General features: G+C 72.2%; 24 protein-coding genes. 6 read left to right on the top strand and 18 right to left on the bottom strand.

What is annotated here, in order from left to right; translation table 11 throughout:
- Positions 1–3 precede the first annotated feature (3 nt).
- The 4 genes from ACOJVX_RS22290 to ACOJVX_RS22275 all read left to right on the top strand — a co-directional run bounded on the left by ACOJVX_RS22290 (position 4) and on the right by ACOJVX_RS22275 (position 4745).
- Complete coding sequence (locus ACOJVX_RS22290) at positions 4–1008, top strand: sugar phosphate isomerase/epimerase family protein (RefSeq protein ID WP_026419363.1); 1005 nt, start codon at positions 4–6, stop codon at positions 1006–1008.
- Between the two features lie 40 nt (positions 1009–1048).
- Positions 1049–1921, top strand: a complete 873-nt coding sequence (locus ACOJVX_RS22285) for a sugar phosphate isomerase/epimerase family protein (protein WP_030227616.1) — start codon at positions 1049–1051, stop codon at positions 1919–1921.
- Between the two features lie 227 nt (positions 1922–2148).
- Entirely contained in the window at positions 2149–3375 is a 1227-nt protein-coding gene (locus tag ACOJVX_RS22280) for a M20 family metallopeptidase (RefSeq protein WP_418153633.1), read from the top strand.
- A 173-nt stretch (positions 3376–3548) separates the two neighbouring features.
- On the top strand, positions 3549–4745 hold the full coding sequence (locus ACOJVX_RS22275) for an amidohydrolase (RefSeq protein ID WP_272500058.1): 1197 nt from the start codon (positions 3549–3551) through the stop codon (positions 4743–4745).
- Between the two features lie 225 nt (positions 4746–4970).
- Here the strand turns inward: ACOJVX_RS22275 and ACOJVX_RS22270 are convergent, their stop codons facing one another.
- Positions 4971–5423 (bottom strand): gamma-glutamylcyclotransferase, encoded by a 453-nt coding sequence (locus ACOJVX_RS22270; RefSeq protein WP_026419359.1) that lies wholly within the window; start codon positions 5421–5423, stop codon positions 4971–4973.
- A 171-nt stretch (positions 5424–5594) separates the two neighbouring features.
- On the opposite strand from ACOJVX_RS22270, the gene ACOJVX_RS22265 reads away from it, so the two are divergent.
- The gene (locus ACOJVX_RS22265) at positions 5595–7001 is read left to right on the top strand and encodes an NAD(P)H-quinone dehydrogenase (protein ID WP_026419358.1); all 1407 of its coding nucleotides are present in this window, start codon (positions 5595–5597) and stop codon (positions 6999–7001) included.
- Positions 7002–7010: 9 nt separating this feature from the next.
- Here the strand turns inward: ACOJVX_RS22265 and glpK are convergent, their stop codons facing one another.
- Together glpK and ACOJVX_RS22255 are read right to left on the bottom strand one after the other, a co-directional pair.
- Positions 7011–8528, bottom strand: coding sequence for a glycerol kinase GlpK (gene glpK / locus ACOJVX_RS22260; protein ID WP_026419357.1), 1518 nt, complete (start codon positions 8526–8528; stop codon positions 7011–7013).
- A 139-nt stretch (positions 8529–8667) separates the two neighbouring features.
- Positions 8668–9417 (bottom strand): MIP/aquaporin family protein, encoded by a 750-nt coding sequence (locus ACOJVX_RS22255; RefSeq protein WP_422647074.1) that lies wholly within the window; start codon positions 9415–9417, stop codon positions 8668–8670.
- A 358-nt stretch (positions 9418–9775) separates the two neighbouring features.
- Between ACOJVX_RS22255 and ACOJVX_RS22250 the strand changes: the two genes are divergently transcribed.
- Positions 9776–11485 carry a glycerol-3-phosphate dehydrogenase/oxidase gene (locus tag ACOJVX_RS22250; protein ID WP_035292553.1) on the top strand — a complete coding sequence of 570 codons (1710 nt, stop codon included), beginning with the start codon at positions 9776–9778 and terminating at the stop codon, positions 11483–11485.
- 22 nt (positions 11486–11507) lie between these two features.
- Here the strand turns inward: ACOJVX_RS22250 and ACOJVX_RS22245 are convergent, their stop codons facing one another.
- The 15 genes from ACOJVX_RS22245 to ACOJVX_RS22175 all read right to left on the bottom strand — a co-directional run bounded on the left by ACOJVX_RS22245 (position 11508) and on the right by ACOJVX_RS22175 (position 25221).
- Entirely contained in the window at positions 11508–12371 is an 864-nt protein-coding gene (locus tag ACOJVX_RS22245) for an ESX secretion-associated protein EspG (RefSeq protein WP_026419354.1), read from the bottom strand.
- Positions 12371–13225 carry a PPE domain-containing protein gene (locus tag ACOJVX_RS22240; protein ID WP_155886191.1) on the bottom strand — a complete coding sequence of 285 codons (855 nt, stop codon included), beginning with the start codon at positions 13223–13225 and terminating at the stop codon, positions 12371–12373. Before ACOJVX_RS22240 ends, ACOJVX_RS22245 begins: the two co-directional genes overlap by 1 nt.
- A gap of 22 nt (positions 13226–13247) precedes the next feature.
- A complete protein-coding gene (locus ACOJVX_RS22235; RefSeq protein ID WP_026419353.1) occupies positions 13248–13658 on the bottom strand; it encodes a hypothetical protein in 411 nt (136 codons plus the stop codon).
- A gap of 200 nt (positions 13659–13858) precedes the next feature.
- Positions 13859–14509, bottom strand: coding sequence for a DUF3558 domain-containing protein (locus ACOJVX_RS22230; protein WP_103056028.1), 651 nt, complete (start codon positions 14507–14509; stop codon positions 13859–13861).
- Positions 14510–14544: 35 nt separating this feature from the next.
- A complete protein-coding gene (locus ACOJVX_RS22225; RefSeq protein WP_051314098.1) occupies positions 14545–15138 on the bottom strand; it encodes a GNAT family N-acetyltransferase in 594 nt (197 codons plus the stop codon).
- A 120-nt stretch (positions 15139–15258) separates the two neighbouring features.
- The gene (locus ACOJVX_RS22220) at positions 15259–16221 is read right to left on the bottom strand and encodes a hypothetical protein (RefSeq protein WP_051314097.1); all 963 of its coding nucleotides are present in this window, start codon (positions 16219–16221) and stop codon (positions 15259–15261) included.
- A 218-nt stretch (positions 16222–16439) separates the two neighbouring features.
- A complete protein-coding gene (locus ACOJVX_RS22215; RefSeq protein WP_418153640.1) occupies positions 16440–16829 on the bottom strand; it encodes a DUF1707 SHOCT-like domain-containing protein in 390 nt (129 codons plus the stop codon).
- 94 nt (positions 16830–16923) lie between these two features.
- Positions 16924–17190 carry a hypothetical protein gene (locus ACOJVX_RS22210; RefSeq protein ID WP_026419351.1) on the bottom strand — a complete coding sequence of 89 codons (267 nt, stop codon included), beginning with the start codon at positions 17188–17190 and terminating at the stop codon, positions 16924–16926.
- On the bottom strand, positions 17172–18983 hold the full coding sequence (locus ACOJVX_RS22205; protein ID WP_248783799.1) for an acetyl/propionyl/methylcrotonyl-CoA carboxylase subunit alpha: 1812 nt from the start codon (positions 18981–18983) through the stop codon (positions 17172–17174). The genes ACOJVX_RS22210 and ACOJVX_RS22205 overlap by 19 nt, the downstream gene beginning before the upstream one ends.
- A 313-nt stretch (positions 18984–19296) precedes the next feature.
- Complete coding sequence (locus tag ACOJVX_RS22200) at positions 19297–20706, bottom strand: dicarboxylate/amino acid:cation symporter (protein WP_030104807.1); 1410 nt, start codon at positions 20704–20706, stop codon at positions 19297–19299.
- A 45-nt stretch (positions 20707–20751) separates the two neighbouring features.
- A complete protein-coding gene (locus tag ACOJVX_RS22195; protein WP_372492994.1) occupies positions 20752–20841 on the bottom strand; it encodes a putative leader peptide in 90 nt (29 codons plus the stop codon).
- A gap of 470 nt (positions 20842–21311) precedes the next feature.
- Positions 21312–22547, bottom strand: a complete 1236-nt coding sequence (locus ACOJVX_RS22190; RefSeq protein ID WP_422647073.1) for a hypothetical protein — start codon at positions 22545–22547, stop codon at positions 21312–21314.
- Positions 22538–23167 (bottom strand): Maf family protein, encoded by a 630-nt coding sequence (locus ACOJVX_RS22185; protein WP_026419348.1) that lies wholly within the window; start codon positions 23165–23167, stop codon positions 22538–22540. Before ACOJVX_RS22185 ends, ACOJVX_RS22190 begins: the two co-directional genes overlap by 10 nt.
- A 142-nt stretch (positions 23168–23309) precedes the next feature.
- Positions 23310–23546, bottom strand: a complete 237-nt coding sequence (locus tag ACOJVX_RS22180) for an acyl-CoA carboxylase subunit epsilon (protein WP_030104809.1) — start codon at positions 23544–23546, stop codon at positions 23310–23312.
- 34 nt (positions 23547–23580) lie between these two features.
- Positions 23581–25221 carry an acyl-CoA carboxylase subunit beta gene (locus ACOJVX_RS22175; RefSeq protein ID WP_026419346.1) on the bottom strand — a complete coding sequence of 547 codons (1641 nt, stop codon included), beginning with the start codon at positions 25219–25221 and terminating at the stop codon, positions 23581–23583.
- Between the last annotated feature and the right edge of the window lie 101 nt (positions 25222–25322).

The raw sequence follows: 25322 nt of genomic DNA, 5'->3' as shown, positions 1-25322 counted from the left end.
ACGATGACCCGACCCATCACCCTGTTCACCGGCCAGTGGGCCGACCTGCCCTTCGAGGAGGTCTGCCGGCTGGCCGCGGACTGGGGCTACGACGGTCTGGAGATCGCCTGCTCCGGCGACCACTTCGAGGTGGACAAGGCCCTCGCCGACGACGAGTACGTGCCGGCGAAACTGGCCCAGCTCGAGCGGCACGGTCTCCGGGTGTGGACGCTGTCCAACCACCTCGTCGGGCAGGCAGTCTGCGATGACCCGATCGACCACCGGCACCAGAACATCCTGCCGGCCCGGATCTGGGGCGACGGCGAGCCGGAGGGGGTGCGGCAGCGCGCCGCCGCGGAGATGGCCGACACCGCCCGCGCGGCCGCGAAGCTGGGTGTCGGCACCGTCGTCGGATTCACCGGGTCGAAGATCTGGAAGTACGTGGCCATGTTCCCGCCCGTCTCCCAGGACGTCATCGACGACGGCTACCAGGACTTCGCCGACCGCTGGAACCCCATCCTCGACGTGTTCGACGAGGTCGGCGTCCGCTTCGCCCACGAGGTGCACCCCTCGGAGATCGCCTACGACTACTGGACCACGAAACGCGCGCTGGCGGCGGTCGGGAACCGGGAGGCCTTCGGGCTGAACTGGGACCCCTCGCACTTCGTGTGGCAGGACCTCGACCCGGTCGGCTTCATCCTCGACTTCGCCGACCGCATCTACCACGTCGACTGCAAGGACACGAAGAAGCGCTTCGACGGGCGCAACGGCCGGCTGGGATCGCACCTGGCGTGGGCCGACGCCCGACGGGGCTGGGACTTCGTCTCCACCGGGCACGGCGACGTGGACTGGGAGGAGGCGTTCCGCGCCCTGAACTCGATCGGGTACTCCGGTCCGATCTCGGTCGAGTGGGAGGACGCCGGGATGGACCGGCTGCGGGGCGCGGCAGAGGCGGTCACCTTCATCAGGAACCTCGTCTTCGACAAGCCCTCGGCGGCGTTCGACGCCGCGTTCAGCAACCAGAAGTGACGCGGCCATCCCATCCGACCGGATTCCCCGAGGAGACCAGATGAGACCCGACGACGACGTCGCCCTGTCCAGACGCGGCCTGTTCCGGGGCGTGGCAGGAGCCGCCCTCGGAGTGGCGGCGCTCGGCCTGGCCGCCGGCCAGGCGACCGCGGCCCCGGTCCCGGCCGGCGGCCCCGGCGGCCGCGTCCCCCGGAACGCGATCAGCGTCCAGCTGTACACCCTGCGTTCCCTGCTCGAACAGGACGTCCCGGGCACCCTCGCCGAGCTGTCCGCGATCGGCTACCAGAAGGTGGAACTGGCCGGGACCTACGGTCGCACCGCCGCCGAGTTCCGCGCCCTGCTCGACCGGTTCGGGCTCCGCGCGACCTCGAGCCACAACGGCGTCGAGGGCGACTTCGACCAGGTGGTGGCCGACGCGCTGACCCTGGGGCAGACCTACGTCGCCGCCCCGTGGGCGATGTTCGACACGGCGGAGGAGTGGCGTTCCTACGCCCGCCAACTCGACGAGGCCGGCGCGAAGGCGCGACGGGCCGGCCTGCGCTTCGGCTACCACAACCACGGCCACGAGTTCCAGCTCGTCGACGGGGAACGTCCCATCGACATCATCCTCGAGCACACCCAGCGCCAGAACGTGTACCTCGAGGTTGACCTGTACTGGGTGGTGGACGGCGGGGTGGACCCCGTCGACTTCGTCCACTCCACCGGTGGGCGGGTCCGCCAGTACCACGTGAAGGACCGGAGCGCCTCGGGTGAGTGGGCGGACCTGGGCACCGGCACCATCGACTTCGGTCGGATCTTCCGGGAGACGCGGACCGCGGGCGTTCGGGAGTTCGTCGTGGAGCACGACAACCCGTCCGACCCGCTGACGACCGTGCGGGTCGGCTACGAGTACCTGCGGGATCTCCGGTTCTGAGCCGGCGCCGGCCGCCGGTGGTCGGTCCGCTTCGGACCGACCACCGGCGGCGCTTGCCCCACCCGGGGACGCGCCTGCGCCGTCCGGGTGAAGCACACGGTGACAGGTCCGGCAGTACACCAAGGCTGTAGTTCCCGGGTCCGCCCAGCGCACGACCGGTACCGCAGAGCAGCTTCCCCGCCGGGACCGACGCCCCGCACCCCCCGGATGGGGCAGGATATGGCCCGATGGATACCGGGCACAGGAGTTCACTCAGGTCACGCTGCGCGAGGGCCGTCCGGGCCCACGCCCCGGCACTCGTCGGTCTCTCGCACAGTATCCACGCCGAGCCCGAGCTGGCCTTCGCCGAGCACGAGAGCGTCCGCAAGATCACGACGGTGCTCGCCGACGAGGGTTTCGAGGTGCGTGCCCCCGTCGCGGGGCTGGACACGGCGTTCACCGCGAGCTTCGGGCACGGCGACCTCGTCGTCGGGCTGTGCGCCGAGTACGACGCCCTGCCCGAGGTCGGGCACGCCTGCGGGCACAACGTGATCGCGGCGGCGGCAGTCGGGGCGGCGCTCGGCCTCCGGGACGTCGCCGACGAGCTCGGCATCACCGTCCTCGTCATCGGTACCCCCGCTGAGGAGGTCGGAGGGGGCAAGGTGTTGATGCTGGAGCGGGGCGTCTTCGACCCGGTCGCCCTGGCGTTGATGGTGCACCCGGGACCCGAGGAGACGGTGACCCGCCCCAGTCGGGCCATCGCGGACCTGGAGGTGCGCTACACGGGACGGGAGTCGCACGCGTCCTCGGCTCCCGAGCGCGGGATCAACGCCGCGGACGCCCTCACCGTCGCGCAGGTCGCCATCGGGCTCGCTCGGCAGCATCTGGAACCCGGCCAGCAGGTCCACGGTATCGTGACGCACGGCGGTGCGGCGCCCAACATCGTGCCCGCCAGGACCTCCGCGGTGTTCAACCTGAGGGCACCAGAGGTGGAATCGCTGGCTCGTCTGAGCGGTCGTATCGAGGACTGCCTCCGGGCCGGTGCCGTCGCGACCGGGGCTGGGTACGAGACCTCCGAGATCTCCCCGGTGTACGCGGAGCTGCGTCCGGACGACTGGCTGGCGGAGGCGTACCGCGAGGCCGTCGTCGACCTGGGCCGAGCCCCGCTGAGCCCGGCCGAGGAGCGGTCCCGGGTCTCGGGGAGCACCGACATGGGCAACGTCACCCACGTCGTGCCAGGGATCCACCCGACCCTGGCCCTCGACTGCGGGGACGCGGTGAACCACCAGCCGGAGTTCGCGGCGGCCTGCGTCTCGCCGTCCGCGGACCAGGCGGTGCTGGACGGAGCGGTCGCGATGGCGTGGACCGCGGTGGCCGCCGCCACCGACAGCGAACAACGGACAAGGCTGCTTGCCGACGTGGCGGGTCGGGCTGCCGCTTCGAGGAAAGTCGCCGCGACAGGAGGTGCGGCATGACTGTGGTGGATTCGGGTCATGAGATGACGGGAACGAACACCAGGACCGCCCAGGCGAGGCCGTCGAGGACGGACCCCGGCACCAGGGGCCAGCCGGCGGCGCGCGGTGCTTTCGCACCGGGCCACGCGCCGCTCGGCGAGCCGATTGGACCAGGGACCGACTCGGGCAGCACCATGACGGCTGTGGCGGACATCGGCGCCGGACGCGGGCCGGACTGGCTGGACTCCTGGCTGGGCCGGCACGGTGCGGACGTGGTGGCGTGGCGGCGGGCGATCCACGCCAACCCGGAACTGTCCCGGCACGAGACGAACACGACCGCCTTCCTCGTCGAACGCCTCACCGCCGCCGGCCTGCGCCCCAGGGTGCTGCCGGGCGGTACCGGCCTGATCTGCGACATCGGCAGCGGACGGCACTGCGTGGCACTCCGAGCCGACCTCGACGCCCTACCGCTGGCCGAGGCGACCGGCCTGCCGTTCGCCTCCGAGAACGAGGGGATCTCCCACGCCTGCGGCCACGACGCCCACACCACCGCCCTGCTCGGGGCGGCGCTGGCCCTGGCCAACGCGCCGTCCCTGCCCGGGCGGGTGCGCCTGATCTTCCAACCCGCGGAGGAGGTCATGCCCGGCGGCGCGCTGGACGTGGTGGCGGCGGGCGGGCTGGACGACGTGGACGAGATCTTCGGCCTGCACTGCGACCCCCGACTGGAGGTGGGCAGGGTCGGGCTGCGGGTCGGCGCGATCACCTCCGCGGCCGACCTGCTCGAACTGCGGTTGACCTCGCCCGGCGGTCACACCTCGCGTCCCCACCTGACGGCCGACCTGGTGCACGCGCTGGGCACGGTGATCACCGGGCTGCCCACCCTCCTGTCACGGCGCATCGACCCCCGGTCGGCCACCGTGCTGGTCTGGGGGGCGGTGCACGCCGGCAAGGCACCGAACGCGGTGCCGCAGGACGGCGTGCTGCGCGGGACCCTGCGGACGGGTGACCGCGACGTGTGGGCCGCGCTGGAGCCCATGGTGCGGGACCTGGTCGGCGCGCTGCTCGCGCCGACCGGGGTGACCTACGAACTCCGCCACCAGCGCGGCGTCCCGCCGGTGGTCAACGACGAGGACAGCACCCGGGTCCTGGACGCGGCCGTCCGGGCCGCCCTGGGTGAGGGCGCGGTGTCCACCACCCAGCAGTCCTCCGGCGGTGAGGACTTCGGTTGGTACCTGGAGCACGTCCCCGGGTCCTTCGCCAGGCTGGGCGTGTGGCCGGGGGTCGGCCCCCAGCGGGATCTGCACCAGCCGACGTTCGACCTCGACGAACGGGCCCTGCTGGTCGGCGTCCGCGTCCTCGTGCACGCGGCGCTGACGGCCATGACGGACTAGCGGGGCACGGGCGGGCGCACCGGGCGGTCCCCGGTGCGCGCTGGCCCCGCTACGGTGCGTCCGGGGTGACCACCCGAGCGCATGCGTCCGGTCACGTCGGGGCTCGGCCCGCGCGAGCGCGAGGTGGGGCGGCGGTCCTCGCCGCGCAGGGGACGTGCTCCGCCGCCCGCCCGACGGGCGGTCACACCGCCCGCCGCCGGTCCCGAGCCGGTGCGACCGAGGGGATCAGGGGCCGAGACCGGTGCAGGGTCTCGTGCGGATCTCGTTGGCGTACTCCCCGGGAGCCCCGGCCGCCTCGGCGGCGTCGGCCACCACCCCCAGGTAGCGCGCGGAGGGCAGTCCCCCCTCGTAGGCGTCCAGCACGTAGAACCAGGCCAGGACCGAACGGTTCAGGGTGTCCACGCGCAGCCGGATCTTCTTGTGCAGCCCCAGTTCGCAACCCTCCCACCGGTCGAGGTTGCGCTCGTCCTCGGGCGTGACGTCGTAGAGCACCACGAAGACCTGGGAGCCCGGGTCCTCGACGATGGTGGCCAGCGCGCCCTCCCAGCCGATGTCCTCCCCACCGAAGGTGAGCCGCCAGCCCACGAGCCAGCCGGTGTCCGCCAGCGGCGAGTGCGGAGCCCGTTCCAACATCTGGGCTGGATCCATGTTGGAGGCGTACGCGGCGTAGAGCGGCACCCTGACAGGGTAGCCGTTCGGTGTGGGCACGCTGTCGGGCGCGGGCGTTGATCCGATGCCAGGATCGTGCTAGCGGCAGGGCCCGGACCAGGGCCATCGTTCGCCACGCCGGTGGACAGCGTACGGTTGCGGAGTTCGACGAATGTTCGCTTCTCTACGAAGGAGGACCTGGTGACCCGCGTCGTGATCATGGGGGGCGGCCCGGCCAGCTGGGAAGCGGCCTTGGTCGCAGCGCAGCATGACGCAGAGGTCACGGTGGTCACCCAGGACAGCCTCGGTGGCGCGTGCGTGCTGTACGACTGCGTGCCGTCGAAGACCTTCATCGTCTCCGCCGCCGCCCGTTCCGCGGCGAAGAGCGCGGGCGAACTCGGCATCAACACCGGCGAGGGCCATGCCGACGTCGATCTCCCGGTGGTGCACGGCCGGGTCAAGGGGCTCGCCCTCGCCCAGTCCGCAGACCTGGAGACCCGCCTGCGCCGGGACAACGTGCGGGTGGTGCGCGGCTACGCCCGCTTCACCGACGAGCACCCCGGGCTGGCCACCCACCGCGTCGCGGTGGAGACGGAGGACGGCCAGGACGAGGTGCTGGAAGCCGACGTCGTGCTGATCGCCACCGGGGCCACGCCCCGCGTCCTCCCGGGAGCCGAACCCGACGGGGAGCGCATCCTCACCTGGCGGCAGATCTACGACCTCCCGGAACTCCCCGAACACCTGGTCGTCATCGGATCCGGTGTCACCGGCGTCGAGTTCGCCTCCGCCTACACCGAGATGGGCGTCAAGGTCACGATGGTGTCCAGCAGGGACCGCGTGCTCCCGCACGAGGACGCGGACGCCTCGGCCGTCCTGGAGGACGTGTTCGCGGAGCGCGGCACCGAGGTCGTGAAGCACGCCAGGGCGGAGCGGGTGGAACGCGTCGACGGCGGTGTCCGGGTGCACCTCCAGGACGGGCGTGTCGTCGAGGGCAGCCACGCCCTGATGACCGTCGGTTCGGTGCCCAACACCACCGACATCGGCCTGGAACGCGTGGGCATCACCCCGGGACGCGGCGGTTTCATCCCCGTCGACCGGGTCTCGCGGACCTCGGTGTCCAACGTCTACGCCGCCGGTGACTGCACCGGTGTCCTCCTGCTCGCCTCGGTCGCCGCGATGCAGGGCAGGACCGCCATGTGGCACGCCCTGGGCGGGGGCGTCCAGCCGCTGCGGCTGAAGACGGTGGCCGCCAACGTCTTCACGAACCCCGAGATCGCCACCGTCGGCATCGGTACCGGCGCCATCAACTCGGGTGAGGTGCCGGCGAGGAGCGTGATGCTCCCGCTGGCGACGAATCCGCGAGCGAAGATGGAGGGGCTGCGCCGCGGGTTCATCAAGTTGTTCTGCCGGCCGGCGACCGGGGTGGTCATCGGCGGGGTCGTCGTCGCCCCGTCCGCGAGTGAGCTGATCCTGCCGATCGCGATGGCGGTGCAGAACCAGCTCACCGTGGACGACCTCGCCTACACCTTCTCGGTGTACCCGTCGCTCTCCGGCTCCATCACCGAGGTGGGCCGGCAGCTGATGCGGCCCGCCGACGACCTGAACTGAGCCTGGGTCTCACTCCTCGTCGCCGCCGGCCCAGTCGAAGGTCCTGGTGACTGCCTTCTTCCACTCCCGGTAGCGGGCCTCCCTGGTCTGCTCGGCCAGCGAGGGGTCCCACTGGGTGTCCTGGATCCAGTTGCGCCGGATGTCGTCCTCGCTGTCCCAGAAGCCCACGGCCAGACCAGCGGCGTACGCGGCGCCCAGCGCCGTCGTCTCGTTCACCTTGGGGCGGATGACGGGCACACCGAGGATGTCGGCCTGGAACTGCATCAGCAGTTCGTTGACGACCATCCCGCCGTCGACCTTGAGGGACTTGAGCGCGACACCGGAGTCGGCGTTCATCGCGTCGATGACCTCGCGGGTCTGGAAGGCGGTGGCCTCCAGCACGGCTCGGGCCAGGTGCCCCTTGTTGACGAACCGCGTCAACCCCACGATCGCGCCCCGGGCGTCGGAGCGCCAGTAGGGCGCGAAGAGGCCGGAGAAGGCGGGCACGAAGTAGGCGCCGCCGCTGTCCGGCACGGTCGAGGCGAGCCGTTCGACCTCCGGAGCGGAGCCGATGAGCCCCAGGTTGTCCCGCAGCCACTGGACCAGCGAGCCGGTGACGGCGATCGAGCCCTCCAGGGCGTAGACGGTGTCCCGCTCACCCAGTTTGTAGCAGACGGTGGTCAGCAGCCCGTTCTGGCTCATCACCTTGTCGGTGCCGGTGTTGAGCAGGACGAAGTTGCCGGTCCCGTAGGTGTTCTTCGCCTCGCCGGGGGAGAGGCACGCCTGACCGAAGGTCGCCGCCTGCTGGTCGCCGAGGATGCCCGCGATCGGCAGCCCGTTCAGCGCTCCCCGCTGGCTGATGCGCCCGTACTCCTCGGAGGATGAGCGGATCTCCGGGAGCATCGACAGCGGGACACCCAGCTCGCCGGCGATCTCCTCGTTCCAGCTCAGGCTCTCCAGGTCCATCATGAGCGTGCGGGACGCGTTGGTCGGGTCGGTGACGTGGAGGCCGCCGTCCGGGCCGCCGGTGAGGTGCCACAGCACCCAGGTGTCCATGTTGCCGAACAGCAGGTCGCCCGCCTCGGCCCGCGCCCTGGCACCCTCGACGTTGTCGAGGATCCACCGGATCTTCGGCCCCGAGAAGTAGGTGGCCAACGGCAGTCCGGTCCGTTCCCGGTACCGCTCCTGGCCGCCGCCGAGCCGCCCCAGCTCCTCGATGATCCGATCGGTGCGGGTGTCCTGCCAGACGATCGCGTTGTAGACGGGACGACCGGTCCGGCGGTCCCAGACGACCGTGGTCTCCCGCTGGTTGGTGATGCCCACGGCCGCGATGTCCGAGGCGACGAGGTCCCCGTTGGCCAGCGCGCCAGCGCACACCTGCCGGGTGTTGCGCCAGATCTCCTCCGGGTCGTGCTCCACCCACCCGGCCCTGGGGAAGATCTGTTCGTGTTCCCGCTGGTCGACGGCGACCACCGCTCCGGAGTGGTCGAACACCATGCACCGGGTCGACGTGGTGCCCTGGTCGATCGCGGCTACGTAGTTGGCCATGCCCGCGTGCCTCCTCGTGGTTCCGGCCGTTCGAGAGTCGTGGTGCCCGGGGCACCGTCGTCACGTCACGTCGGGACGCGACCGTCGTCCTGGTCATGCCCCTCGGGTGGTCGGGCCACACCTCGGGCGGGCGCTGGGGTCAGATCGGCAGCGCCAGGTACAGCAGGGCCGCGAGCGACGCGCCCACCAGCGGACCGACGATAGGAACCCAGGAGTAGTCCCACTCCGGGCTGCCCTTCCCCCTGATCGGCAGCACCGCGTAGGCGATGCGGGGTCCGAGGTCCCTGGCGGGGTTGATGGCGTACCCGGTCGGCCCGCCGAGGGAGGCGCCGATCCCGATGACCACGAACGCGACGCCGGCGTACCCGAGCGCGGAGTTGCCGAGCGTGGTGGACCCGTCGGTCCCGACCTCGACACCGGGGGTGAGCAGGATCCACATCAGCAGCACGAAGGTGCCGATCACCTCGGTGACGGTGTTCCACGGCCGGTTCTCCACCGCCGGCTGGGTGGAGAAGATTCCCAGGGTCCCCTTCGGGTCGTCGTGGGTGTCGAACTGGAGCTTGTAGGCGGCCCAGGCGATCACCGCGCCCAGGAAGGCGCCGATGAGCTGGGCCACGACGTAGACCGGCACGACCGACCACGGTGTGTTGCCCGCGATCGCCTGGCCGAGGGTCACCGCCGGGTTGATGTGGCCGCCGGATGGGTCGGCGATGCTGGCTCCAGCGAAGACGGCGAAACCCCAGCCGATCGCGATGAGCAGCCAGCCCCCCTCGCGGCCCTTGGACCGGCGGAGCACGACGTTCGCCACTACCCCGGCACCCAGGATGATCAACACCGCCGTGCCAAGCAGCTCCCAGATGAAGATCTCGCCATTGCTGATCGGATCCATCGGTGGCCTCCCCGCGTCGGCAACAGTATGGGTCGGTGGTCAGGCCTTCGCACCCGTGCCGGGCCGGGCGACGGTGCCGCAACCTGTGGGTGCACGGGAGGTTACTGTGCGGTAGCGGAAGTGTCCACACTCAACGATCATGGGTGCTGTCGGTCGCGGTGAGCGGCCCGAACGGGCACAGTAGGTGCACGGCATGGTGGATGAGCCCACTCGTGGGCTCATCCGATCGGAGTAGCGTTGACGGAGTCCCGACGTGGACGCCCTGACAGCGGAGGAGGCGGATCCGGTGGCAGACGAACACGGTGCGCACCAGCGGGGCGGGGGGCCCGGCCGTCGGCCGTCCGACGCCCAGGCCGTGGTGCCGCCCGGCGCGTTGAGCCCGGCGGAGCGTGACCGCAGCTGGTCGCGCCTCGGTGACGAGGACTTCGACGTCGTCGTCATCGGTGGCGGGGTCACCGGCGCCGGGGTCGCGCTCGACGCGGCGACCCGGGGGCTGCGGGTGGCGCTCGTCGAGGCCCGGGACCTCGCCTCCGGCACCTCGAGCAGGTCGAGCAAGCTCTTCCACGGCGGTCTCCGGTACCTGGAGCAGCTGGAGTTCGGCCTGGTGCGCGAGGCGCTGCGGGAACGGGAGCTCATGCTCACCCGGCTCGCCCCGCACCTGGTCAAACCGGTCAGCTTCCTCTACCCGCTGAGCCACCGCGTGTGGGAACGGCCCTACACGGCGGCCGGCCTGCTCCTGTACGACACCATGGGCGGGGCGCGGTCGGTTCCCGGGCAGAAGCACCTCACCAGGGCTGGAGCGCTCCGCCTGTTCCCCGCGCTGCGGCGGGACGCGCTCATCGGCGGGATCCGCTACTACGACGCCCAGTCGGACGACGCCCGGCACACGATGACCCTGGCCAGGACCGCCGCGCAGTACGGCGCCGTGGTGCGGACCTCCACCCAGGTCACCGGTTTCGTCCGGGAAGCCGACCGGGTGGCCGGCGTGCACGTCCGCGACGTCGAGTCGGGAGCCGAGACCTCGGTCACCGCGAACGTCGTGATCAACTGCGCCGGTGTGTGGACCGACGAGCTCCAGCGCCTCTCCGGCAGCCGGGGCCGGTTCCGCGTGGAGGCCAGCAAGGGCGTGCACATCGTCGTCCCCCGGGACCGGATCGTCGCCGAGTCTGGCCTGATCCTGCGCACCGAGAAGTCGGTGCTCTTCGTCATCCCGTGGCGCAACCACTGGATCATCGGCACGACCGACACCGAGTGGAACCTCGACCTGGCCCACCCGGCCGCGACCCGGGCGGACATCGACTACATCCTGGAACACGTCAACTCGGTGCTGGCGACCCCGCTGACCCACGACGACATCGAGGGCGTGTACGCCGGTCTGCGCCCGCTCCTCGCGGGGGAGAGCGAGGACACCTCGAAACTCTCCAGGGAACACGCCGTCGCCAGGCCCGCTCCTGGTCTGATCGCGATCGCGGGCGGGAAGTACACCACCTACCGCGTGATGGCGGCCGACGCCGTCGACGCGGCGGCGGCCGACCTGCCGAACCGCATCCCGGCCTCCATCACCGACAAGGTCCCGCTGTTGGGCGCCGACGGGTACCACGCGTTGGTCAACCAGGCGGACCAGCTCGCCGCACGGCACGGGCTGCACCCCTACCGCGTCCGGCACCTCCTGGACCGTTACGGCTCGCTGGTGCACCAGGTCCTCGCGGAGGCGGCCGACGACCCCGAACTGCTCAAACCCGTCCCTGGGTCGCCCGACTACCTCCAGGTCGAGATCGTCTACGCCGCCAGCCACGAGGGCGCGCTGCACCTGGAGGACGTGCTCACCAGACGCACCCGGATCTCCATCGAGTACCCGCACCGGGGGGTGGAGTCCGCGGAGGCGGCGGCCCGGCTGATGGGCCGCGTCCTGGGCTGGGACGACGAGACCGCGCGGGAGGAGGTCCGCGTCTACGTCGCGAGGGTCGAGGCCGAGCGGGACTCGCAGACCGAGCCGGACGACCAGACGGCGGACGCCAGGAGGGCGGCCGCTCCCGAGGCCAGGCCACGACTGGAGGCCACCGCCTGACGGTCCCGCCGCCCCGGCCCCGTCACGGCGTGGACCAGGGGGCACCGACCACGTGCCCGTCCGAGGGCAGTCCGGCGGCGGCCTGTCCTCGGACCTCGGACAGCATGTCCTCGACGTGCTGGACCAGGCGGCGGGAGTCCACCGGCGACACCACCGACCAACTGGAGCCGTCGGGAGCTCCCCGTCGGGTCTGGAGGTACCGGCCCTTGGGGGTGTCGAAGAAGGCGATGACGCGGTCGAGCCGTCGCCGGCTGCCCCAGCTGTCCCGGCGGGCCACCCCGAACTGGCCTCGGTCCCCCGCCTCCCGGACCATCTCGGCGAGGGTGCGGGCGTCCTCCTCCCGCACCCCGCCGCCGCACAGGGCGGTGCGCAGGGCGTCAGCCGAACCGCCGGCCCGGGCGGCCGCGCTGTCCAGTTGCTCGGCCCGCAGGGTCACGGAGTGACCCGGCCCGGCGGGGCGGGCGGGTGCGGTGCCGACGGCGGCCCTGGCGAGGCCGCTCCCCTCCACCGCGCGCAGGGTCACTCGCTTGTGCTCGAGGACCGCCAACGCCCCTCGGCCCCTGGTGGCCGCGGCGAGGACCCGGACCCTGCGTTCCCCGAGCCAGAGCCGGCCGTCGACCTCCACGTCGGGTCGTTCCAGGCGGCGCAGCAACGAGCGCAGCTCCCCGTGGACGGCGCCGGGGCAGCCGAGGCCGCGCTGTCCGAGGTCCCGCCACGCCGCCTCCTCCAACCAGGACCGTTCCTCGAACGTCCGGCCCGGCGAGTCCACCCTGATCACCAGCGGCTGGTCACCGAGCCCCAGGTGCTGCCACAGCACGTCGAACTCCAGCGCGCTCAGCGCGAACGGATCGTCGGAGTGCCGGGCGAACACGTCGAGTAAGGCCATCAGGCGGTGCCTCCGCCGATCACGGGCGCGGCGACCCGGTGGTCGCGGCCGTAGAGGTCGACGGTCTCGGTGGCGCTGGGGTCGCTCGGGGGGACGTGGGAGTCGGGCTCGCGTCCCGTGTTCGGGGTCGGGGCACCGGGCCGCACGGGGAGCCGGGGGAGGTGGGCCGGGCGGCGCGCGGTCGCGCCGCCGGGCTCCCGGAACGACGACGGTGTCCCCTGGGGGGCCGGGCGCGCGGGCCGGGCGCCCGGCCCCGGCGTCCGCAGGGAGAGCAGGGGCCGCCCCGGGGCAGTCCCGTCCCCCCGGACCAGGTCGGGGGCCTGCACGACCACCTCGGGTGGCGGGCGGAACGTCGCCAGCATCGTCGTGGCACTCGCCGTGCTCACCTCGTAGGTGGTCATCACCTCGAACGCCCGGGACTCCGCGTCCCGCCGCGCCGACTCCTGCTCCTCGTAGTCGGACTGGCCGCCGAACAGGGCGCGGAGGTTGTCCAGCAGCCCGGGTTCCTCGGCGGTGACCTGGACCGGCGGGGGCATGTCCGCGCGGGCCTTGCTGACGTTCTCCGCCTGCGCCTCGGCGGCCTTGCGCATCAGGTCGGCCAGGTCCCTGGCCTCCCGCGCCCAGTCCCGCAGCGGTCCGAGGCCGTTCCGCGCGCTCTCCGCGGCCGCGCCCTGCCAGGAGGTGGTGGAGCGGAGCAGCGCCTCGCGGACGTCCTCGTCGATCTCGCCCAACGCGTTCGCCATCGCGGCCCACCGATCGCCGGCGGTGTGGGAGGCGTCCGCGCCGGGGCCGGAGTGGAGCTGTTCGTACAGCTCCTCGTGCGTGTAACCGTTCCAGCGGTGCTCGCCGCTCATGTTCAGCACCCCCACGGGTAGATCAGCAGTACGTGTCCCAGGTAGCGGAGTTGTCCCCCTCGATGACCTGGTACTGCTCGTTGGCCATCCGGAGGGAACCGGCGGCGGACTGGAGTTGGTCGCGATACCCGCACAACGCCTCGAACGCCGCCGCACTGCTGCCGAAGGAACGTTCGTTGAAGCGCTCCGCGGCGTTCTGGCTGACCGGGTCGCCGGCCCACGGAATGATCCTGAGGTCGTTGAAGGCGTGTTCGATCTGCGGACCGAGCTGGTCGAGCGCGTGCTGGAGTGAACTGATGAGTTCCGGAATCGCCTGCGGCTCGATTTCCAGGTGGTCCCCACCGCCCGGAACCGTCGCGTCCTCCCCGGAGGGCGGCGGTCCGGAGTGGCCAGTGGGACCGGGCCCGTCGTCGGGACTGTGGCTGGATGGCACGACAACCTCCCTACCTGCGACCGTGCTGAAGCTTAGCCCGCCGTGATGACGTTGTGGAGTTACCCGATCGCGGACAGTGCGTCATTCAGTAAAACAGTCGGCTGCCCGGAACCCAATTCCCGCTGACGAGTGAAGGATGAGTTCGGTGTGTAGCGGGCCTGCTCCGTGCAGGGGGTTCGTACTGACGTGATCCGGCGAAGCTAACCCGATGGTGGAGCAGTTTCGTGTTCCTCCGCCGCGACACCGGACCGTTCGCGCAGATTCGCGGTGACGATTTCCGCCACCCGCTCGGCCCCGGCGCAGAGCTGGTCGAGACCGGGAGGTGGGCTCGCTCCGTCGTCCCGGTAGAGGACGTCGAGGAACTGCCCCTCCGCGACGTCGACCTCGACGTTGCAGACGCCCTCCTGCCCGGGGGTCCGCACCACGAGCGCCGGGAAACCGGCTGACGAGACGTGGTCCACCTCGACCTGCGCGGTGTCGTCCGTCCACACCCCGACACCCTCGATGGTGACCAGCGCGAGGCGGGCTCCCACCAGGTTCTGCGCGCTCCGCAGGCTGCACGTCGCGGCCTCGCCGAAGCCGTTCTCCACCCCGGGGACCGGAGGGCGGTCGATGCCCAGTTGGATCCGGTCCTCCCGGCCGAGCAGCGCACACGGGTCGACGCCGTCGAGCGGCATCTCGGCGGGGCGTGGCGGCGGTGGGGGGACCGACGGGGAGGGCAGTGGGGCCAGCAGGTGCGACGGTGGCTCCCGGAGGGCGGCACGGCCACCGGCCTCCGCCACACAGCCAGTCGTGAGCAGGACGGCGGCGACGGAGCCGACCAGCCGTCGTCCGGAGGTGAACCCGCGCATGGCCGTACCGTAACCCACGGAGCGGATGGAGTCAGCTACGCACGGTGCCGCCGGCTGGGAGCCGGTCCGGTTCCGGCCGCCGAACCGGTGGCGGTGATGCACCAGGGGAGTGCGCGCGCGGCACCCGCCTCGTCGCACCAGGACGGGCTGGTCGGCCGGCCCCGTCGGAACCCGATGGCCTCCGCGAGGGCGTCGGCCTCCGCCGTGGGTCGTATCCACAGCAGACCGAGTTCGAGGCCCGCGAACGCGAAACCGACCACGGCGGTGAGCGCTCCGCGCGGCACGTCCGGGTCCGAGGCGCCGGGCCCGGTCCACCACCGCAGCTCGGCGGAAGCCGTCGCCGAGGAGCGATCCGCCCGGGCGGGAACCAGGATCACCTCGGCGAGCAACGCCCCGCTGGTCGGCTCGGCCACCGCCCACGAGATCAGCTCGTCGCGGCGGCCCTGCTCGTGGCGGCGGGACACGTAGGCCCCCGCGCCGTCACCGTCGAGGGGGGAACCGATCCCCATCACCGCTCGGGCCACGGGGTCGCCCGAAGCCGCGACCAGCGCCGGGCGGTCGTCGAGCCCACCGTCCGCGCGCAGCGACCGCAGGTAGGCCACGCCAGCGTTGATCTCCACCTCGTCCACGGGAGGAGGGTAGGGCCGGGCGGTGCTCCGCGCGGACCCGCCACCACGGCAGGGGGCCGAGGGCCGCTCCACGAGGGCGGTCGCGCGGGCCGCGCGGTTCTCCGGGATCCCCGCCGGAGCTCACCACCGGGGCGGGTGCGGGGGGTGCCCTGGCGAGCCAGCGGGGGGAGCGCTCCAACCCGGATGGGCGGCACCCGGCGCGCCAGGCGCCGGGTGGCCGGGGTGCCAACCGGGCGGGGTGGCCGGGGCGGCTGGCGGGTCGAAGGACGGGGCCGGACCAGCGGCGCCGTGCGGCGGACCGGCCGGGGAGCTGGGGGCGCCGGCGATGCCCGGCGGCGGAAGCGGCGCGGCGGGCGGCGGCCCCGACGAGGTTCCCGGGGTGCGCGGTGTGTGGTAGCCGTCCCCACCGTCGTTCCACACGAACTGGGGAACCCGTTCCAGGAAGTCCACCAGGTAGTCCAGCATCGACGTGGCGCGCGGCAGGTCCAGCGTCCCGCTCTCCCAGGTCACCAGGTCGACGTTCTCGAAGCGCAGCGGGAACCGGACGGCCCGCGCGTCGGCCAACATCCACTCCATCGTGCGCGGGTGCAGGACGTCGTAGGCGAACTTGTCGTCCACCGTGTTGATCCGGAAGGTGCGGTTGAAGTCCTCGCTCTCCAAGCGCAGGTCGTGCCCGCCGAAGAGGTTCAGCAGCCGGTGTCCGAAGTGTTCCCGGCCGATCTGCAGGGAGGGCCACGGGATGCGGCGTTCCGCCGAGGCGCAGGCCACCAGGTTGGTGATGGTCACGGTGCGCCGGTTCTTCCCCGAGCCCCGCTTCTCCTTGTAGACGTACTGGAACGCCGCGACGCGCCAACCCCGGTGGCGTCCGACGAGGACGTGCCTCGCCGCGCGCCCGAAGCCCCTGTTGAACGGCGGCCCCTGGAACCTCCCGACCCAGCGTTGGTCGTCGGGCTGGTAGACCCAGCCGTGCTGGGCTGCCCAGGCGCTCAGCTCGGCCGCCAGTCGGCGGTCGCGTCGTCGCTGGACGATCGCCGCGATCGCGCTTCCGACGGCCACCAGCGCCATGATCACGAGCTGCGGCATCCCGGGCTCCCCTCGTCACCGGCCGGACGACGATCTCCGTCCGCCGTATCCCCCGACCGGTGGGTACCAACGGCTTCGGCACGGCGTCAAGCGGAACGGGGGAATCAGGGGGTGTCGGGTGACGGCCGTCGCGGACGCGGGCCGGGGCGGGGAGGCGAGTGAGGAACCGGGCGGAGGCCCTTCGGGGGCCGGACACGAGCCGGGGAGCGGGTCCCGCCTCAGCGACGGGGCCGCAGCACCAGGGTCACCACCAGGGGGAGCAGCAGGACCACCGGGTTGCGCACGACGAAGGCGATCGCCAGGCCGGCGACCCAGCAGAACGCGATCGTGGACACGGTCCCGAAGTCGAGGGTCCCGCCGTGGCGGCGCGGTTCCACATCGCCCCGTGGACGGGGTGGCGGGCGTAGGAACTCGGGACGGGGTTCCGGCAGGTCCACGAAGAGCCTGGCGATGTCCCCGCGCGTCACGGCGGAGGACGCCCGCGCGGCGCGGTCCCCGTAGTCCTCCGCCCCCAGGCGCCCGGCACTGAGGTGTTCACCGAGCAGCCGCACCGCCTCGGCTCGTTCGGCGTCCCCGATCCGGACGTCTGGTGACGGGAAGTCCTCCACGAACGCCGATGTTACGTTCGCCGGCGCGGTGGAGCGGACGTCGCCCCGCGCCCGTCGCCGTGGCGGCCCGGCCGACGGGACGACGTGCCACCGGTCAGTCGAGGTCGCTGGTGAACCCGTGGAGGGGAAGCGCCAGCTCGTCCAGGCGGTTCCGCAGGGCCGTCGCCGGTTCTCCTGCCGGCGTGCTGAGCAGCTCGACGACCCAGTCCGCGTCCTCGGCGTCGTCCTCGCCGGCCAGCAGCTCGCGGTGCACGGTCGCTGGTCGCCAGCCCTCCTCGGCCAGGCCGTCCGCCAGCAGCTCGGCGTCGGCGCGGTCGGGCAGGACCACCAGGACCCCGCCGGTCAGTCCTTGATCTCGCACAGCACGGTGCCCTGGCTGACGGTGTCGCCGGCGCTGGTCGTCAGCCCGGTGATCGTCCCCGCCCGATGCGCGGTGACCGGGTTCTCCATCTTCATGGCCTCGAGGACCGCGACCAGGTCGCCGGCCGACACCTGGTCACCGTCGGCGACCGCGAGTTTGACGACGGTCCCCTGCATGGGGGCGGTGACCGCGTCCCCCGACACGGCGACGGTCCGACCACCACCACGGCGACGCGGCGCTGGTTTCGTCGCGGCGGCACCCGAACCACGGCCGGGCCCGGCCGTGAGACCAGCCGGGAGGGACACCTCGAGCCGGCGACCACCGACCTCGACGACCACCGACTCCCTCGGCTCGTCCTCGCCCGCCGAGGCGCCGCCGGAGGTGAAGGGCTCGATCGTGTTGTCGAACTCCGTCTCGATCCACCGGGTGTGCACGGCGAAGCCGTCCTCGGCGGTGAAGGCCGGGTCACGCACCACCGCGCGGTGGAAGGGGAGCACGGTCGCCATCCCCTCGACCTCGAACTCGTCCAGCGCGCGACGGGCCCTGGCGAGTGCCTCCGCCCTGGTCCGACCGGTGACGACGAGCTTGGCCAGCAGCGAGTCGAACTGCCCGCCGATGACGCTGCCGGACTCGACGCCGGCGTCGACCCGGACACCGGGTCCGCTCGGGGGCACGAACCGGGTCACGGTGCCGGGAGCGGGGAGGAAGTTCCGCCCAGCGTCCTCGCCGTTGATCCGGAACTCGATCGAGTGGCCGTGTGGCACCGGGTCGGCGGCGAGCTCGAGCGGCAGGCCCTCGGCGATCCGGAACTGCTCCAGGACGAGGTCGATGCCGGTGGTCTCCTCGCTCACCGGGTGCTCCACCTGGAGGCGGGTGTTGACCTCGAGGAAGGAGATCGTGCCGTCCGTGCCGACCAGGAACTCCACGGTTCCCGCACCGTGGTACCCGGCCTCAAGGCAGATCGCCCTGGCGGCCTCGTGGATGGTGGAGTGCTGCTCCTCGGTCAGGAAGGGCGCGGGCGCCTCCTCGACGAGCTTCTGGTGGCGGCGCTGGAGCGAGCAGTCCCGGGTGCCGACCACCACGACGCGGCCGTGCTGGTCCGCGAGGACCTGGGCCTCGACGTGGCGCGGCCGGTCGAGGTAGCGCTCCACGAAGCACTCGCCCCGGCCGAAGGCCGCCTCGGCCTCCCGGACGGCGCTGTCGAACAGCTCGGGGATCTCCTCGAGGGTCCTGGCGACCTTGAGACCCCGACCGCCACCGCCGAAGGCCGCCTTGATGGCGACGGGCAGGCCGTGTTCGGTCGCGAAGGCCACGACCTCCTCGGGCCCGGAGACCGGGTCCTTGGTGCCTGGCACCAGCGGCGCGCCGGCCTTCGTCGCGAGGTGCCGGGCGGTGACCTTGTCCCCCAGGTCCCGGATCGCCTGCGGCGTCGGGCCGATCCAGGTCAAGCCGGCCTTGGTCACGGCCTCGGCGAAGTCGGCGTTCTCGGAGAGGAAACCGTAGCCGGGGTGGACCGCGTCGGCGCCGCTGCGCTCGGCGGCGTCCAGCAGCTTGTCGACGGACAGGTAGCTGTCGGCCGCGGTGTCCCCGCCGAGGGCGAAGGCCTCGTCCGCCAACCGGACGAACGGAGCGTCCCGATCCGGGTCGGCGTACACCGCCACGCTGCTCAGACCGGCGTCCCGGCAGGCCCGGATCACCCTGACGGCGATCTCGCCGCGATTGGCGATCAGCACCTTGCGTAGGGGACGGATCTCGACACTCGACCCGGTTCCGGTGCCGTGTTCGGCTGCCAACTCGGGCACGCTCAACCTCCTCGCCTGGCACGTCGTCGCCGACGGCCGGCCCGACCAAAGTTTGCTGGGGCCCTGGCCGTCGCCGTTACGGCGAGTGGCGGACCGAAGGACGCGTCCGGGCACAAAACCCCTGATCGATGCTCGCTGCCCGGAGGGGCGATCGGTCATGGCGAAGCCCTACCAAAGGCGGGGCCCGTTTCTGTCGCTGCCCGACAGCTCCCCGGGTGGCACGCGCCCGAACGGTCCGCCGAACGCGAACCGGATCACCCATTTGGCGGATGGATGATCCGGTTCGCGGGTGGCCGTTCGGCGCTCAGCCCGTTGCCGGGGAGCGCCCCTCACCGGCTGGTACCGGGGGTTGCCCGCTGGACGACCCCCCGTCGTGGGCACCGGCCGGCGCGGTCTCCTCGGCCAGCGGCGGTGCGGTGGGGTCGAGCAGTGAGCTGTCCCGGGAGAGCAGGGTCTCCCGGTCGAGAAGCCCCTCGCTCCGGGCGACGAGGACCGGGACGACGATCTGACCAGCGACGTTGGTCGCGGTCCTGATCATGTCCAGGATCGGGTCGATGGCGAACACCAGGGCGACCCCCTCCAACGGCAGGCCGACGGTGCTCAGGGTCAGGGTGAGCATCGTGAACCACCCCGTCACGCCGGCCGTCGCCGACGAGCCGACCACCGCGACGAGGACGATGAGCAGGTAGTCGGTGGGGGTGAGCGTCACACCGTAGAACTGGGCGATGAAGATGGTCGCGATGGCCGGGTAGATGGCGGCGCACCCGTCCATCTTGGTGGTCACGCCCAGGGGCACCGCGAAGCTCGCGTACCGCGAGTCCACGCCGAGGTTGACCGCGGTCCGGGTGCTCAGCGGGAGCGTCGCCCCGGAGGAACGGGAGACGAACGCGAACTGGAGGACGGGCCAGGCCTTCCGGAAGAACAACAGCGGGCTGACCCCGGCGACCAGTCGGAGCAGCAGCGGGTAGACGGCGAGCAGCACGACGAAGCACGCGACGTAGACGGAGACGCCGAGGCGAAGCAGGGGGGCCAGGGTCTCCCCGACGCCGTAGGTGGCGACGGCGCGGCCGATGAGCCCGAGGACGCCGAGCGGCGCGAGCAGCACCAGCCACCACAGCACCTTCTGCACGATCTCCAACGCGGACCGGTTGAAGGCGATGAAGGGAGCGGCCTTGTCCTTCAGCGCGTAGGCGGCGATGCCGGTGACCACGGAGATCACGACCACCTGGAGCACCGCTCCGTCGGCGAACGCGGCGAAGAGGTTGTTCGGGACCAGGCCCGTCAGGAAGTCCAGCCAGGAACCGGGCTGCCGCTCGGCCAGCGACTCCACCGTCTCGGGATCGGGCTGGATCGCGACGCCCTCCCCCGGGCGGCTGAGCAGGCCGGTCGCCAGTCCGATGAGCACCGCGATGAGCGAGGTGGCGGCGAACCACAGCAGGGTCTTCCCGCCGAGGCGGGCGACCGCTCCCGGGCCCCGCCCGAGGTCGCGGAGGTTCGCGATGCTCACGACGATCGCCGTGAAGATCAGCGGGACCACGGTCACCTGCAACGCGCTCACGTAGGAGGAACCGAGGGTGGCCAGGGTGGTGGTCAGCCAGTCCCACTCGAGGGACCTGGCGGCCAGGCCGAGCAACAGGCCGAGCAACAGGGCGGCGAGCACCTGGATGGCGAGGCTGGGACGGAGGGATCTGCGGCGGACGGTCGCCTCGGACATGGGAGGACTCCTGGACGAGTGCGGGCGGTCGGGTGCTGAGTCGGATCAGCGACCCGGACAGGTGGCACTCGCCAACCGGCAGTAGTCGACGTGGCGACGGCGGGTCAGCAGGGGAGTCCTGTATCGGCTTCGCATAGCGGGGGCTGTAACCCGATCGTGTGAAGATCTCTTCCCGTTCCGCGCCGATTGTGGTTGCGGTCACCGCCGTCCGACACCGCCGCTCGGACCAGCGGGGCATGAGTTCTCCATCACCCGGTCGTGGCCGCGCGGGCGTTCACGCCGTCCGCCCCCACCTCGCCCGGGCGTGACGGCCAGGGCCGCGAACGACATCCAGGGGGGCCGGATCGGGCCTCGACCCCATCGGACAGCGGTCGGGCACGTGGCGGAGCCGCCCTCGATCCGGGCACGCGGCGGAGCGCGGGCACCCGGTGCTCACGGCTGGCGGGGGAGGGGTGGATCCGGTCGGAGGCGGGGACGGGGCTGGCAGGCCGGCGACGGGGCACCACGGCCGGTGGTGACAGCCCCCGCCGTCAGCCTCCGAGGCGGGCGTCGGGGGGGCGGGGCCGGCCGTCGGGCGGCCCGCGAACCGGTGCCGACGACCGTCGTCACCGGGCGCCGGCGGAGCCGGTCACCGCCTCGGAGACGCGGGTGCTCGCCGACCACAACATCCACTCCAGCGGCCCCCGGCGGAACACCAGCGACCACCCGACCGCCACCACGGCCGTGATCAACACGAACAACCCCAGCGCCGGCCACCGGTCGCCCTCGTCGAGGGGATGCGCGGCGGCCAGCGCGACCAGGTGGGCGCCGTAGACGGTCAGCGGCATCGACCCGATCGCCCGGAGGGGGGTGAGTGCCGCCGCGACCACCCCCCACCGGCAGAGCAGGAGACACCCGCCCAGCACCAGCAGACCGACTCCGGTCGCCCCCACGACCTCGAAGGGAGTTCCCGAATGCGGGGAGGAGACCAGCAGCCACGCGGGGTCGGCGCTGGGCACGGTGCCGAGCATGCCCCACTGGACGAGCTGGTCGAGACGGGCGGCGAACTCCTCGGTCGGCTGCGTGCCCAACCCGTACTGGTCGAGGAGGAGTCCACGCAGCCGGTCCGCGTTCCCCGAGGCCGATATCCAGACCGACAGCCCGTACCCGGCCACCGCCAGGCCCGCCCCGACCAGCGACAGCGTCCTGGCGACCCGGGTGGAGGAGAGGTCCAGCCGCCCCACCGCGACGCCGGCGAGCACGAACGGCATCCACGTCAGCGCCGGGTAGGACCCGGTGACCAGCAGCGCGGGCAGCCCGTCGGGATTCGACCACTCCAGTGACTCGAACACGTGGTACTCGTACGGCTGATCGCTGGGCGCCCACCGCGACCGCAGCCAGAAGGACACCAACGGTCCGAGGACGGCCCAGGCGGCCGCGACCGCCCAGAGCGCGGCCGGTCGGAGCCAGAGCAGCGGCAGGGCCAGCGCGAAGTACACGGCGTAGTAGCAGAGGATCACCAGCACCGGGGTGCCCAGCGCGCCCAGCACCAGGCCGATCAGGAACAGCAGCAGGGCTCGGACGGCGAGCCTGACGACGACGGCACCGCGGTCCCCACCCGCCGCGGGGGTGCGGCCGCCGCTGAGCAGGGCGAGCGAGACGCCCGCGAGCAGGGCGAACAGCGCCGCGGACCGGCCGTGGAACACCTCGAGCACCACGGCGCCCTCCGCGCCGTCCCTGGGGTGCGGGCCGATGTGCGCGGCGAACATCCCCAACACCGCGAGGGCGCGCGCCACGTCGAGACCGAGAACCCGCGACGTGGGGCCGCTGGCCCTCGCCCGGCGTTCGCCGGTCAGCTCCACAGCGCCACCACGTCGACCCCGGCGGCGGCGAGGAGTTTCCTGGTCAGGGGCAGGCTGATCCCGACGACGTTCGACGGGTCCCCCTCCACACCCTCCACGAACCACCCGCCGCGACCGTCGAGGGTGAAGGCCCCGGCGACCTGGAGCGGTTCGCCCGTGGCCAGGTAGGCCTCCAACTCGGCCTCGGTCGGCTCACCGAACCGGACCGTGGTCCCCGCGATGCCCTCCAGCGACTGGACCCGCCGACCGTGTTCGACGCGCACCACCGCGTGGCCCGTCAACAGCTCGGCGCTGCTCCCGGACAGGGACTTCCACCGTTCCCTCGCGCGCTCGACCGAACCGGGCTTGCCCACGGCCGTCACGCCGTCCGGACCCGTCACCGCCAGCATCGAGTCACAGGCGACGACGACGGAATCCGGGTGCTCCGAGGCGATCTCGGAGGCGACCGCGTCCGCCTTCGCCCTGGCCAGCTCCACGACGACCCGAGCCGGGTCCGGCCGGGACATCCCCGCGATGAGCGCGTCCTCGTCGACGCCGGAGACCCGGACCACCGGATCGACACCGGCGGCCCGCAGCACACTGCGTCGGGCGGGTGAGGCCGAGGCGAGAATCAGCTGCACGGGTCGAGCGTAGAGGGGTGCCGCGACCCGCCAGGGCCAGGGGCGGCACCAACTCCGGGGGCGGGAACGGCGCCGGATCGCGATGCCCGGCCACCGGTCCCCGCGCTCGACGGCCTCCGGTCGGCTCGCGCCCAGCGGCCCGTCACCCCCGGGGGAGCGTGGAACGCCGCCACGCCCCGGGCCCGGGGCTCAGGGGTTGGCGGAAGGAGGCGGAGCGCTCCGCCCAGGGCGACCGCTCCCGCCGGCCGCCCTCGGCCGGACCGGCCGAGGCCAGTGAGGCCACCACGCTGGTCAGCGCCGCCAGCTCGACGTCGTCCGGGGTGCCCCGGACGATCCGCAGCAGCGGACGCGCCGGCTGGCCCTCGTCGTTCGTGCTCATGCGTTCACCTCCGTTGACCGTCGGCCCGCCAGGGTCAGAGCGGGATGTTCCCGTGCTTCTTGGGGGGCAGCGCCTCCCGCTTGTCCCGCAGCATCCGCAGGGACCGGGCGATGTACCCCCGGGTGTGGGACGGCGGGATCACCGAGTCCACGTAGCCCCGTTCCGCGGCCACGTAGGGATTGCACAGGGTGTCCTCGTACTCCTGCTGGAGACGGGCTCGCACCTCGGCGATGTCCTCTCCCCGGTTCGCCGCCTCGACCAGGGTCCGGCGGTGCAGGATGTTGACCGCGCCCTGCGCCCCCATCACCGCGATCTGGGCGGTGGGCCACGCCAGGTTCATGTCCGCGCCCAGGTGCTTGGAGCCCATGACGTCGTAGGCGCCCCCGTACGCCTTGCGGGTGATCACGGTGATCTTGGGGACCGTGGCCTCCGCGTAGGCGTAGAGCAGCTTCGCCCCGCGTCGGATGATGCCGTTCCACTCCTGGTCCGTGCCTGGCAGGAAGCCGGGGACGTCGACGAAGGTCAGCACCGGGATGTTGAAGGCGTCGCAGGTCCGCACGAAACGGGCGGCCTTCTCGCTGGCGGCGATGTCCAGCGTGCCGGCGAACTGGGTGGGCTGGTTGGCGACCACTCCGACGCTGTGCCCCTCGACGCGGCCGAAGCCGATCACGATGTTGGGTGCGAACAGCTCCTGGACCTCGCAGAAGTCACCCATGTCGAGCACGCGGGTCACGACGTCCCGGATGTCGTAGGGCTGGTTCGGCGAGTCCGGGACGAGGGTGTCCAGCTCCAGGTCGCTCTCGGTGAGCGTGTCGGCGACCGGGCCCTCGCCGGTGTCCTCCCCCTCGAAGACCGGGGCGTCCGACAGGTTGTTCGAGGGGAGGTAGCTCAGCAGCGCCTTGACGTAGGAGATCGCGTCGTCCTCGTCCTCCGCCAGGTAGTGGGCGTTGCCCGACCGCGAGTTGTGCGTCTCCGCGCCGCCCAGTTCCTCGAACCCGACGTCCTCACCGGTCACGGTCCGGATGACGTCCGGGCCGGTCACGAACATGTGCGAGGTCTTGTCGACCATCACGGTGAAGTCGGTGATGGCGGGGGAGTACACCGCACCGCCCGCGCAGGGCCCCATGATCAGCGAGATCTGGGGGATGACGCCCGAGGCGTGGGTGTTGCGCCGGAAGATCTCGCCGTAGAGCCCCAGGGAGACCACGCCCTCCTGGATCCGCGCGCCCCCCGAATCGTTGATCCCGACGATCGGGCAGCCGGTCTTCATGGCGAGGTCCATGATCTTGACGATCTTCTCGCCGAGCACCTCGCCCAGCGAACCGCCGAAAATCGTGAAGTCCTGGGAGTAGACGCACACCTTTCGGCCGTCGACGGTGCCGAATCCGGTGACGACACCGTCGCCGAGTGGGCGGTTCCGCTCCATGCCGAAATTGGTGGACCGGTGACGAGCGTGCTCGTCGATCTCCACGAAGGACCCCGGGTCGAGCAACATGTCGATCCGCTCACGGGCGGTCTTCTTGCCCTTCGCGTGTTGCTTCTCCACCGCTCGGGCCGAGCCGGCGTGCACCGCCTCGTGGCTCCGGCGGTAGAGGTCGGCGAGCTTGCCCGCCGTGGTGTGGATGTCCGGCTCGGCATCCGGCACTTCCCCGATCGGCTCCGTCGCGCTGCTCATGAGGAGGCAGCCTAGCGTTGTCGGAGCCACTTCTCCGCACCCTTGCCCGGACTCCTCCTGCCAGGACCGCACCCCATACCACCTGCCGCGATGCGGTAGTT

It is taken from the genome of Actinoalloteichus caeruleus, assembly GCF_049311605.1.
Classification (GTDB): domain Bacteria; phylum Actinomycetota; class Actinomycetes; order Mycobacteriales; family Pseudonocardiaceae; genus Actinoalloteichus_B; species Actinoalloteichus_B caeruleus.
This window is presented reverse-complemented; position numbering and strand designations above follow the sequence as displayed.